Below are 11,549 nucleotides of genomic sequence, written 5' to 3'. Positions count from 1 at the left end.
TCCGGCAACTGTCCCAGCCCCGCCCCCAGCGCTGCCAGGGCCACCAGGCCCAGTCCCATTGCCGGCTGCCAACGGTGCAGGGATCCCCAGCGGCGATAGCGAATCGCTTCCAACAGCAAAACCACCAAGCCAATCGCTGCGGCAATCGCCAGCACTCCGCTTGCCATCTCCCCCTCCTGACCAACCCTTCCTCAACTATCGCCGATCTTGCAGTCGGGGAAGGGCAACGCCCCAAGCCGCCGAGGCGGTGGCAAAGATAAGCTGGAAAAGAGCAGCGAGGATAAGCTGGAAAAGAGCAGCGAGCCGACGTTCATGTCTTCCGGGCATTACAAGTTCGATCTCTTCCTGCGCTACCACCGGGCCCAGGCCCGTTGGGCGCGGCAGTTGGCGGAGCGGCTGGATCGGGAGGACTTCAAGGTCTGGTTTGACCGCTGGATGCTGCAGCCGGGAGACGACCGCCGGCTGGAGCTGCAACTGGCCATCGAACAATGCCGCTGGATCGGGGTGGTGGCCTCACCGGAATTTGTCGCCAATCCCTGGCCTAGAGATGAGCTCTACAGCGGCTTCTCCCACGCTCCGCCCCGACAGAACCAGCGCCTGCTGACCCTACTTCACACGCCCGCCGAGCTGCCCCGCCCCCTGGCAGAAGCGCCGCTGCTGGATTTTAGCGGCTCTGAGGAAGATCCGGTGCTGTTTGAGTACCGGGCCCGGGAGCTGATGCACTTTTTGGATCCCAGCTTTCCCACCCCTGGAGATCTGCAGCGATTTCGGCTGCAATACCACCGCCGCGAGGAACCTCCTGAAGATGAGGAAGTGCGGGGGTTCCAAGCTTTCCTACGAGCCATTCAGCTAGCCATCCTGCGCATTGCCACTGGCGAAATGCCCTCTGCCACACCGGAGGAAGGGGCACGCAAGATTGCCATTTTGCAATTTCTTCAGCGCCTGTTCCAGTGGAACAGCGCCGATATTCAATTCGATCGGGCCGAGGAGTGGCGCAAGCGGGGCAACCTAACCGAAGCCCTGGCCGCCTACGACCGCGCTTTGAATATGGATCCCAACTTTGCCCTGGCCTGGAGCCGCCGCGGCGATGTGCTGGTGCAGTTGGCCCGCTACCGCGAGGCGGTGGATAGCTACAACGGATCCCTGAGCATCAACCCCTACGACGAGGAGACGCGGCTGCGCCTGGCCCTGATTCTGGGGCGCCTGGGTCAGTACAAAGCGGCGGTGGTCAACTACGACAAGGTGCTGGAGAGCAACCCAGAGGACGCCCTGGCCTGGCACAACCGCGGCATTCGCCTCATGCAACTCAAGCGGCCCAAGCTGGCCCTCAACAGCCTGAACAAGGCGCTGCGCTACAACCCCCAACAGCCCCGCACCTGGCTGGCACGTGGGATCGTGTTGCGGCGGCTGCGGCGGCCCAGCTCGGCGGCGGCCAGCTTTGCCCGGGTTTTGAAGCTCAACCCCAGAAGTGGCCGGGTCTGGCGCTACCAAGGCAATGCCCTGTTCCACTGCCAGCGGCTGCGCTCGGCCATCGAGTGTTACAAGCGCTCGCTGCGGCTGCGCCGCCGGGATCCCATTACGCTCCACAACCTAGGGGTGGCTCTGCTGCGCCTGGGGCAGTATCGGCTGGCCAGCAAAGCCCTGGAACGTGCCCTGCGCTACGACGCCGACAACCCCAAAAGCTGGTACGCCCGCGGCGTGGCCTTCCAGAAATTGGGCTACCTAAAGGAGGCTTGCATCCACTTCGAGGAAGCCCTGAAAATCCGGCCAAAGGACTTCCCGGCTCGCTACGCCCTGGCAGTGGCCCAGCAGGAGCTGGGGCAATACGAGGCCAGCCTGGAGCAGTTCCGGAGCTTGGTGCAGCAGCGTCCTGGCAGCTTTGCCTGCTGGTTTGGCCAGATCACCAGCCTGCGCCGCCTGGGCCGATTGGAAGAAGCCCTTGCCGCCGCCCAAGAGATGACCCGCCTCAACGAACGGGATCCCTGGGGCTGGTTTGCCTTGGGCCTGGTCTATGGCGACCTGGGGGATGCAGAGAAAGCAGCGCAAGCCTACTCGCGCGTCCTGGAGCTCACCCCAGAAGACGCGGTGGCCCTCAACAACCGCGCCTGGGAGGCCCTGAAGCTGGGGAAGTTGGAGCTGGCCCTGGCCGACGCCCAACGGGCTACGCAACTGGAGCCGCAGCGGCCCGCCTTCTGGCATACCTTGGGGTTGATCCAACTACAGGCCGGCCAGCGAGAAGCGGCCCAGGCCAGTTTGCAGCGCTGCCTGGAGCTGGATCCCCAGTTTCAACCGGCCCAGGCTGCTTTGCAGAAACTATTGCTGGGCAACCTCGCCGAGAGCCCCGCTGTTGAGGCGCCGGCAGGAACGGCACTGCTAGACCTGAAAACCCTCACTCCTCAAGAGGAGCCGCAACTGGTAGACTGTAAGCCCCTACCGGATCCCTCCGCTTAGCCTTTGTCTTTTGCCAATCCCTATAGCGCCCTGAAAGCGCAGCCGCGAGGGCCAGCCCGGACGCAGGGGATCCCCCAGCCGCTCCACCACCGCATTCTGTGCGAGCTGCTCCACCGCCAATTGGTAGGTGCGATAGGCTCCCGAAGCGCGGATCCCATCCCTGCCCCCACCAGCCCCAAGCCCAACACCGCCAGCAGATCCAGACAACCCCAGCCGCAGCAGCCCAGCGGGGCAGCACAGCCAACTTGTTGGGGACTTTCCGACATAGCCAACCGCCACCACAGAGTGCCCCCACCCTAACACAACACAAAGTTGCCGCTCATCCTGGGTGCCTTCCTGTCCCACAAAGCCCAGATAAAAGGCCAATCCAGCCTACGCCATTTGTCGGTAACAAGCGACGCTTCCCAGTTCCGTATTGCTACAGACATCTGTTTGTAGCTTCAAACAACGGCTCGGAAAATCATGGAATCGGCCACTCTTTGGCAAGTTCAAACAACCCATTGTTGAGTCTAATCCCGCACTGCAGCGAAGATTGGATCCCTACGTATCCAATTGCTGCTCTGGCTTCGAGTTAGATGTGAAAGTCTGACGCATCGCCAATATAGGTTTCTATCCGCATGGGATCTGAGCAAAGTCGAAGCTTATAAATCAGTGAAGGACCCTGGATCTTGGGCAGCGAAAAAGCCGGCAAAGTGCGTATATCCAATCCGCCATTCGGCGGAGCTCATTTCAAAGGGTCTTGTCGAGAATAAAACCAGCGAAAAGTCTAAATCCAAGAGCATCCACACCATGAGCGAGATCAAAAGCACGATTGTGCAGCAAATCATTCAAACTGCCATGATGACCGGTCTGCTCACCGCTGCTCAGGAACACGAGCTCAACGTGAGGCTGTTCCGAGATGAGTGCTCCGAGGCCGATCTATTTTTGCTGCGGCGCTTGCACCGCTGCCTACGTCAGGGATCCATCCGCCAGGTGCCGGGCTTGTACAACACCATAGCCGTTGGCCGCTTTGGTTCCCCCTTGCGCCTGCTGCCCGACAGAGCCGAAGATGCACAACTCCAGCCGGCAGGGCTAAGCCTGGTGCCCAATCCCAAAGTTGGCTAGTGGTTGTGCCCAGTTGTCGTCTTCTACTTCGGAGGAAAAACCGCTGGCAGGGGATCCGGTTGCAGCAGCCGTTGGCAGAGTTGGGCAATCTGGGCGGCGCTGACCTCGTCCAGCCAGCGGTGAAAAGCTTGGGATTCTTGAATACGGCCCAGCAGCCGTGTCGGGATCTGCTCCGGCCCCTCCAATTCCGCCAGCCACTGCCAGGGCAAGCCGGTTACCGCCGCCAGGACATGGGGATCCCATCGGCCTGTCCGCCCCAATTCCTGGAGTTGGGCGATTTGGTGGGGGAGGCGCTCCCAGCGGTGGCCAGAAGCAGCCAGGATCAGCGTTTGCGGCTGCACCTGTTGCAGCAGTTGGGCCAAGTCTGCTGGCAGCCAGGGCCAGCGGGCCAGCAGCAGGGCTGTTTTTGTCGGCAGGAGGAAGTCTTGATCGAGAGGAAGGGCCTGCCCATCGTAGCAGAGGACTCCTTTGAGGGAATCCGGCAAGGGGCGTTGCCGGTAATCCCGGATCTGAAGACTGGGGACGGAAACGGTGGGCGCCTGCCAGTTACCAGAGGGGCGCACCGCCAGTACTTTGCCCTGCCAGGGCTGCTTGCCTTGGGCGTCGGCTTCCAACTGCAGGGCGATGTCCAAGGCCCGGCATTCTTGCCACCGCTCCAACTCTTCGCCGGCTTCCCAAAACCAGAGGGTACGGGATCCCAGCTCAAACTTCAGGTGGCGACCCTTCTGAGAAACTCCCAGCCGGACGCTACCACGGCGAACGTTCATCAGGGCTACGACGGGGTTGGGATTGCCGTGGCCAAAGGGCTGCAGGAGCTGCAACTGCCGATACACCTCGTCCAGCTCTGCCACCCTATCCCGGCCCTGAGAGGCCAACAGTTCCCAATCGATGACGATCTCCACCGCCAGGGCGCGAGCTTGCTGATCCGGGCTAACCCGCGCGGCTAGCTCCCGCCGCAAAGCCAGTTGTACGGCGGCCAGGCAAGACAGCTCTACTTGGATCCCGGCAGCCATGGGGTGTCCGCCTCCCCCCAGCAAGAGGGGACGCACGGCCTCGATGGCCTCCACTAGGTTCACCCCCGGAATCGAGCGGCCCGAGCCATAGCCCCGTCCCCTCCTCTCATCTTTGGCGATCAACACCGTGGGGCAAGCGTATTGCTCCGCCAAGCGCGCCGCGGCAATTCCCAAAACCCCTGCATTCCAGCCGCTTCCGGCCAGGACGATGGCCCGCTCCCGCGCCAGATCCAAGCTCTCCACCTGCTGGCTGACCTCTTGCAGCACCTGTTGGGTGAGCTGCCGACACTCCTCATTGAGGGCAACGAAATGCTCCACCAGCGTCTGGGCCCGCTGCGGATCGGAGGTGGTCAACAGCTCCACCGCCAGGCTGGCATCGTCCAAACGGCCAATGGCGTTCAGCTTGGGAGCAAGGCGAAAGGCGATGTCTTGGGCTGTCGGCATTCCTGAGGATTGGCCGTTGCTCACCCAATCCAAAAGAACCCGCAGCCCCGGACGCTGCGTCTTGGCCAGCCTCACCAGGCCCCGCTGCACCAGGTAGCGGCACTCCCGCTGCAACACCGCCACATCGGCCACGATCCCCACCGCCACCAGATCCAGGTGCTCTTCTACGCCCGGGATCCCCAGTGCTTGGTAGAGGGCCTCGGTCAGCTTGTAGGCCACCCCCACCCCCGGCAGAAAGCGCAGCGGGTGGTCTTCTGGCAGACGCAAGGGATTGATGACAGCATAGGCAGGGGGCAAGGGATCTGGCAGGGTGTGGTGATCCGCCACGATGACATCCACCCCCTGGGCTTGGGCGGCAGCAATTTCGGCGGCATTGCCCATGCCGCAATCCACCGTCAGGAGCACTTGGCAGCCCTGAGCCAGCACCTGCTGTAGCCGCTGGGGGTTCAAGCCATGCCCTTCGCTGCTGCGCAGCGGTAGGGTGAACTGGACTCGGAAGCCCAAGGTCTGTAACGCCGAGAGCAAGAGGCTGGTGGCGGTAACGCCATCGCAGTCGAAATCTCCCCAAATGCAGAGGGTTTCTCCTTTTTCCCTGGCTTCCAGCAGCCGCGCCACCGCCCGCTCCAGATCCGGCAGGGATTCCGCTGGCGTGGGAGAATACCGATTAGGATCGACGAAGGCCCGCGCTTGTTCCCGGCTGTGCAGCCCACGCAAGGCCAACACCTTGGCTGCATACTTGCCGTATTCTCGGCTCAGCTCCGGATCAAACTGGGGTGGAGTGGACAGCAGATCCCAGCGGTATTCCATGCCAACGGGTTGGGCCGGCCCCCGGGCCGATAGGGATAAAGCTCCTTAGGAGCGTATCAAAAACTGCCCAGGGAGAGAAGCAACACGGGATCCCGGAAAGCAAAAGCCGGGGTGAGCGATCCCTGCCAACCTGCTATTGACAGCAGTGAGAGGCCACGCAGCAAGGCGAAGGGTGGGCGTGGTCATGGGTGGCACAGGCTTCGCTGCAGTAGAGTTGGCCTTCGTAGCGATAGCCTTGGCTGCTTTCGAAGCTGCAGTTGCAGTGTTCACAGGCGCAACGAACAAGGGTGGTAGCAGACATGATTTTTTCTCCTTGCTTGAACTAAGGGATCCTCTTGGCGAAGATCCGTGTCGCTACACCCTAGCAGTTGCTTGGCAGCGGCGCCGGAACAAGAATCAGACTCATTGGTCGTGATTCCAAATCGCAGCAACCGCAACTCCCCTTCGGTACCCCGGCAGAGGTTAAGAGAAGCCCATAGCCCTCTGGCTGGTTATTGACTATGATGCGGGCGTGAGGTGTGAATAAGTGCCTAGGTGATGGCGACCCAAAGGATTTGCTTTGCCCAAGTCTCAGATGTTCACCTGATGCCGGAGACGGGGTGCCGCTGCTGGTGGATGTCCGATTCCCCTCGCCACCAGTTGGAAGCTGCTGTTGCCCATCTCAACCAAGTGCCCGATCTACACTTTGTGGTGTTCACTGGCGACTTGGTGGATCAAGCCGATCCGCAGAGCTTTGAGTTGTTCCAGGAGATTCTCGCCCAACTGCGGGTGCCCTACTACCTCAGCCTCGGCAACCACGATATCGATACCTTGGGGAGGGAGGGGCGCTTCAACCGGGAGCAATTTATCCGCTGGTGCCAACGTCAATTTCCGTTGCCCCTTGCCCCCACGGGCTACGTCGATTACAGCCTTTCCCCCCTGCCCGGGATCCGCTTGATTGCCCTCGATGCCAGCCTGGGCCAGTTCCCTCTGCCCCAGGGCGTGCTGCGCCCCTCGCAACTGCACTGGTTAGGCGAACATCTACAGGCGGTGCCCGAGGAATGGCTGATCCTGCTCATCCATCAGCCTCCCTTTATCTCCCCCACCCACATGGATGCGGTTTTGTTCCGCAAGTACCGGCTCCGCAGCGAGCAAGCTGCAGCGCTGCATACCCTCTTAGCCGACCACGGGCGGGTGGTGGCGGTCTTGAGTGGACATCTGCACGTGCCGAGGGTCTATGTGCAGGACGGGATCCCCTACCTGACAGCGCCTCCTCTGGTGGGGCCGGTCTCCGCTCTGCGGGTGTTTGAGTTGGACGTCAACCCACGCCGAGGCATCCTGCGCTACCACTGGGTTCACCTGCCGGAGCCAGGTCCCAGACCTCTCTGGCATGGCCTGGTCATGGGGGTTCGTCGGGATCGCTGGGGACAAATCCCCCTGCGCGCCAAGGGAGCCCGATCCCTGCCCGCGGTTGCCCAATAGCCAAAAATCCTAAACCTTGACCGAATTAGTGTAGATTAAAAAGGCAAAGAGCCTTGGATTTGGTATCTTTCCCCTATGACTGCAACCCTTTCTTCCTCTGGCCACTGGGAGCTGGCGGCTCAGGCGTTACGAGAGCAGTATCAGCCGCAAGTAGCTTCTCTGAGCGAGCGATTTGAGCCTCTTTCTGCAAGTGACCTGCTGGCCTGGGCCGTGGCGGAGTTTGGGGACGGGCTGGTGCTGGCCTGCAGCTTTGGGCCGGAAGATCTGGTTCTCATCGATCTGCTCACGGCCATTCGCCCTCAGGTTCGCGCCTTTTTCCTAGATACCGATTTTCACTTCCCGGAAACCCTGCAACTCCAGCAACAGGTGCTGGCGCGCTACCCCGATTTGCAACTGGAGGTTTTCAAGCCCTTGCTCACCCCGGAAGAGCAGGCAGCGCAGTATGAGCCGGAGCTGTACCGCACCAACCCTGACCTCTGCTGCAACCTCCGCAAGGTGGAACCCCTAAATCGCGCCCTGGCCAACTGCACCACCTGGATTACTGGGATGCGCCGCGAGCAGTCTTCCACCCGCGCCGATATCGGCAAGGTGCAGTGGGATAGCAAGCGCAACCGCCTCAAGCTCAACCCGCTCGCCGACTGGACAAACGGCCAAGTCTGGAAGTACATTCTCGACCACGGGATCCCTTACAATCCCCTCCACGACCGCAACTATCCCAGCATTGGCTGCATCCACTGTACGGCGCCGGTGGAGCCGGGGGAGGATCCCCGCTCCGGCCGCTGGAAGGGCACAGCCAAAACCGAGTGCGGCCTGCATACCTAGCCTATGAACCCTTCGCCTGTCCTGGAGGTGGCTCAGTTTGAAGTCACCCCCGGCTCTGAAGCTGCCTTCGAAGCTGCCATCGCGCAAGCCTTTGTCTACCTACAACAAACCGATGGCTATCGGCAGCACCAACTGCAGCGCTGTTTAGAGTACCCTCAGCAGTACCTGTTGCTGGTACAGTGGAGATCCCTGGAGGCCCATCTGGTTAACTTCCGCCAATCGGAAAACTTTGTCCGCTGGCGCGCCCTCCTCGAGCCCTACTTTGCTCGGCCACCGCAGGTGTTGCACTACCAACTGCTGCCGGGGTTGGCCTGATGAGAGGCAGTGCGAACCCAGGGTTGCGCCGGTGCTGCAGAGCAATGGCGGCCTTCCCAGCCCAGGAACAACTGGGGTGGGAGGAGTGTTTGCCGGTGGGGGCGCAAAGCTCTTGCTACCCTAGTTGAAGGATGGTTTCGTGGTTGGCCAAGGTAGAGGGGGATTTGCTGTGTGAGCAGGTACGGGAGGGATTTCACGCTCTCTCTGATCCAATTCGCCTGCGCGCACTGCAACTGTTGCGTGGGCGCGAGCTGTGCGTTTGCGATCTCTGCGAAAAGCTGCAGATAAGCCAATCCAAGCTCTCGTTTCACTTAAAGACCTTGCGAGATGCGCAGTTGGTCAACGCTCGCCAGCAGGGGCGCTGGATCTACTACAGTCTTAACCCACCTCGCTTTCAGCTCTTGCAGCATTTTTTGGATAGCCTAGGACAAGCTGCCCCCTCTGAGGCTGCCGTCCCCTGTGCGGAGGATCCCTAGATGTTTATCCTCGATTGAGGCGCGGTTTGCTTGCCCCGCGGCCCTGGCCCTGGGGGGGACGCCATAACCCCCGCTCCAGAGCCTACGGCCCGCTGACGCGAAGGAATCTCAAACTGGCTCAGCAGATACTTCCTCTTCAGATTCACCCCCCCTACCCTGTCTTGGTGAAGCCTGAACAGGAGTTTCCGCACCTGAGAAGCCGGCTGCCGATGCTCTCGGCAACAGTTACCGTGTGGCTACTTGCACCCGTGGCGTTTCTAGAGCCAATTCAGTGCTATGCGAGCACTTGGCGTGGATGCCAAGCCTCGTGCCTCCGATTTTTAGCTAAAAAAAGACGCGAGCTCTCGGGAAAAAAGCGCGTGGAGTCGCAGAGCCCCTAGGATTGCCCCTTCCTTGGGGAGGGAGGATAAAGCAAGGCTTCCAACTCCTGCAGAGCTTGCTCTAGATTGTCGTTGACGATCACGTAGTCGAATTCGTCTTTGGCATCCAATTCTTTGCGAGCCTGTTGCAGACGGCGTTGGATGCTGGCTTCAGAGTCTTGTCCGCGTTCGCGAATGCGGCGTTCGAGCTCTTCTAGCGAAGGAGGAGACAGGAAGATGCGAATGGCATCGGGGCACTGTTGTCTTACCTGACGGGCCCCGGCCAGTTCAATTTCCAGCAGCACATCCTGACCCTGGCTGAGTTTTTTGAACACGATCTCGCGGGGAGTGCCGTAAAAGTTACCTGCGTACTGGGCCCATTCCAACAACTCATCGGCTTCAATCAGGTTGAGGAACTCCTCGCGAGTGCGGAAGTAGTAGTTGACGCCTTCCTGTTCCCCAGGGCGGGGGGGGCGGGTGGTTACCGAGACGGAAAAGTACAGCTCGGGGTGGCGCTGGCGCAGTTGGCTGACCAGGGTGCCTTTGCCCACCCCACTTGGCCCTGTCAAAACCACCAGGCGACCGCGAGTGGCAGGAGGCCGAGGGGCTTCCTGTTGCTGCAGGCACTCAGGGGGAGTTGGCGAGGAGAGCGTAGTGGGAGAAACTGCCATAGGCGGAGAGCGACAAAGGACGGCTGGACAGTTGGCTTGTTTGGTTTGTTTTAGGATATCTCACTCTCGGCCTCGCAGGCTGCTTGTGAGGCTTTTACTCAGGTTCCTCCGTCAGCCCAACCTTGGCGGTGAGGAAGCGGTTGGCAACGGTTTCGGGCTGAATGGCCGAGAGGATGACGTGCCCGGAATCGGTGATGATTACGGCGCGGGTGCGGCGACCGTAGGTCGCGTCCACCAACTGGCCTCTTTCGCGGGCGTCGCTAATGATGCGTTTGATGGGAGCTGACTCAGGACTGACAATGGCGATAACACGCCCGGCGGCGACGATATTGCCAAAGCCGATGTTGATTAGGCGAGTATCCATGGGTGGTGAGCCAATCTAGCGCCTGTCCGGCCAGCAGCCTTCATTAAGGTAGCAAGTCAAACTGCCGCTCAGCATTGACCGGCAAGGCCCTGACCTGTAAAGGTTTCTGCCGGATCGGCAAGTCCTCTCGAGGTTGGGTGGGCTCTCAGTTGGTGGAGCTTGGCCAGGACTGGAGAGGCTTTTCCATGCTTTGCGGCCCTCAGCCTTTTCCCCCAAGAAAGTCCAGGTATTGGCCAGCAAGCCGTTCTATGGCTACTGGAAATGGCTTTGTCCTCAGAGTAGCAAAGCCTCGTCAACGTCTGCGATGGCGAGGAGACCCCTTGCGTTGGCAGATTCTCTGCGGCGTTTTGCTTGGCAACTGCTGAAGGCCCTATTCTGCTTTTGAGCTTCAGAGCAGGCCGTTAAAGGTAAAGCTGCCGCTGCCCAGCCGCTCCTGGCGATCGAAAACGCTGATGGTGAGTTGATGGGATCCCGTCTGGGTAACGGTAAAGCGGTTCTGCGTCAGGGTAAGCCCTGTTACCGTACAGGCGGTGGCTCCGACAAAGCAGCCGGGCAATTGGGAAGCGTCGAAAGCCCCCAGGGTGACAAAGTTACCCAGCGGGGTGGTGACGGCAGCCAAGAAAGCGTTGGATCCGCGGATCCCGGCAGGGGCCTCGACGCGGAAGGAGACCACAAAGGTGGGGGTTTGCCCTACGGAGACGGTGCGTGGCGAGAGATCGGTGATGGTGAGGGAGGGAGGCGGTATCGGCGTTGGCAGGGGGTTGCTGCCGGTCGTCTCCCCACATCCTGCCAAACCGACGCCTAGGAGCAACAGCAGGGGGATCCCTCTGCGCAAGCGTTGTGCAGGCTGCATAGTTTCCCGTGACTTTGAAATGGGCCTGGTTTCGAGTTTAACCGCTGGGGGTGCGGGGGTGGATAAGCCCCGCCCTGTAAGAGTCAGGGCCGGGGGTAGGAGGAAGGGACTACACGATTTGAAGCGTTCGCAGAGCGTGGCGTAAGCGATTGAAGCCGGCCCTCCATGCATTATCAGGAGTGCAAGAGGAGGTCACGGCATCCCTCAGCCCCTCTCTTGGGGAGCAGATCTCCTACCCACGGCCTTGGCCCCATAGTCGGGGGAGGGTCTTACGGAGCCAGTTGTTGACAAGGAGAAAACCTGCCTAGAATGCCTATTCCCCTTGCAACAGTTTTTGGCAGGCGGTGGCAATGGCCCAGTCTTCCTGCGCGGAGATAACCAGCACTCGCACTGGCGCATCAGAGGTGCT

At 60.8% G+C, this 11,549-nt stretch carries 12 protein-coding genes; 6 read left to right on the top strand and 6 right to left on the bottom strand.

Translation table 11 applies throughout. The annotated features are described in order from the left end of the window. The first annotated feature begins 312 nt into the window (after window positions 1-312). A complete protein-coding gene (locus NW841_RS03700) occupies window positions 313-2,451 on the top strand; it encodes a tetratricopeptide repeat protein (RefSeq protein ID WP_414366089.1) in 2,139 nt (712 codons plus the stop codon). On the opposite strand, the gene NW841_RS03695 is transcribed toward NW841_RS03700, so the two are convergent. Further along, window positions 2,431-2,658: a hypothetical protein gene (locus NW841_RS03695; RefSeq protein WP_414385427.1), complete on the bottom strand. Its 228-nt coding sequence runs from the start codon at window positions 2,656-2,658 to the stop codon at window positions 2,431-2,433. The two genes, NW841_RS03700 and NW841_RS03695, sit on opposite strands and share 21 nt — an antisense overlap. 582 nt (window positions 2,659-3,240) lie before the next feature. Here NW841_RS03695 and NW841_RS03690 point away from each other — a divergent pair. Continuing rightward, window positions 3,241-3,555: a hypothetical protein gene (locus NW841_RS03690; RefSeq protein WP_414385425.1), complete on the top strand. Its 315-nt coding sequence runs from the start codon at window positions 3,241-3,243 to the stop codon at window positions 3,553-3,555. A gap of 23 nt (window positions 3,556-3,578) precedes the next feature. Here NW841_RS03690 and recJ read toward each other — a convergent pair whose 3' ends face one another. Together recJ and NW841_RS03680 are read right to left on the bottom strand one after the other, a co-directional pair. Beyond that, on the bottom strand, window positions 3,579-5,819 hold the full coding sequence (gene recJ, locus NW841_RS03685) for a single-stranded-DNA-specific exonuclease RecJ (RefSeq protein WP_414385423.1): 2,241 nt from the start codon (window positions 5,817-5,819) through the stop codon (window positions 3,579-3,581). Between the two features lie 133 nt (window positions 5,820-5,952). Then, on the bottom strand, window positions 5,953-6,120 hold the full coding sequence (locus NW841_RS03680; protein ID WP_414337946.1) for a hypothetical protein: 168 nt from the start codon (window positions 6,118-6,120) through the stop codon (window positions 5,953-5,955). Between the two features lie 236 nt (window positions 6,121-6,356). On the opposite strand from NW841_RS03680, the gene NW841_RS03675 reads away from it, so the two are divergent. The 4 genes from NW841_RS03675 (at window position 6,357) to NW841_RS03660 (ending at window position 8,893) form a co-directional block, all read left to right on the top strand. Continuing rightward, complete coding sequence (locus NW841_RS03675) at window positions 6,357-7,280, top strand: metallophosphoesterase family protein (protein WP_414385421.1); 924 nt, start codon at window positions 6,357-6,359, stop codon at window positions 7,278-7,280. 75 nt (window positions 7,281-7,355) lie between these two features. Then, the gene (locus NW841_RS03670) at window positions 7,356-8,102 is read left to right on the top strand and encodes a phosphoadenylyl-sulfate reductase (protein ID WP_414366082.1); all 747 of its coding nucleotides are present in this window, start codon (window positions 7,356-7,358) and stop codon (window positions 8,100-8,102) included. A gap of 3 nt (window positions 8,103-8,105) precedes the next feature. Then, window positions 8,106-8,417, top strand: coding sequence for an antibiotic biosynthesis monooxygenase family protein (locus tag NW841_RS03665; RefSeq protein WP_414366080.1), 312 nt, complete (start codon window positions 8,106-8,108; stop codon window positions 8,415-8,417). 131 nt (window positions 8,418-8,548) lie between these two features. Next, window positions 8,549-8,893 (top strand): ArsR/SmtB family transcription factor, encoded by a 345-nt coding sequence (locus NW841_RS03660; RefSeq protein WP_414366079.1) that lies wholly within the window; start codon window positions 8,549-8,551, stop codon window positions 8,891-8,893. A 376-nt stretch (window positions 8,894-9,269) separates the two neighbouring features. On the opposite strand, the gene gmk is transcribed toward NW841_RS03660, so the two are convergent. The 3 genes from gmk to NW841_RS03645 all read right to left on the bottom strand — a co-directional run bounded on the left by gmk (window position 9,270) and on the right by NW841_RS03645 (window position 11,140). Then, window positions 9,270-9,923 (bottom strand): guanylate kinase, encoded by a 654-nt coding sequence (gene gmk / locus NW841_RS03655; protein WP_414385418.1) that lies wholly within the window; start codon window positions 9,921-9,923, stop codon window positions 9,270-9,272. Window positions 9,924-10,017: 94 nt separating this feature from the next. Then, entirely contained in the window at window positions 10,018-10,287 is a 270-nt protein-coding gene (gene remA / locus NW841_RS03650) for an extracellular matrix/biofilm regulator RemA (protein ID WP_414365713.1), read from the bottom strand. 388 nt (window positions 10,288-10,675) lie between these two features. Then, the gene (locus tag NW841_RS03645; RefSeq protein ID WP_414385416.1) at window positions 10,676-11,140 is read right to left on the bottom strand and encodes a hypothetical protein; all 465 of its coding nucleotides are present in this window, start codon (window positions 11,138-11,140) and stop codon (window positions 10,676-10,678) included. Window positions 11,141-11,549: the final 409 nt, after the last annotated feature.

Origin of the sequence: Synechococcus sp. H60.3 (genome assembly GCF_047462295.1) — a bacterium.
GTDB lineage: Bacteria > Cyanobacteriota > Cyanobacteriia > Thermostichales > Thermostichaceae > Thermostichus.
The sequence above is the reverse complement of the archived record's forward strand: the minus strand, read 5'-3'. Positions and strand labels throughout refer to the sequence as shown.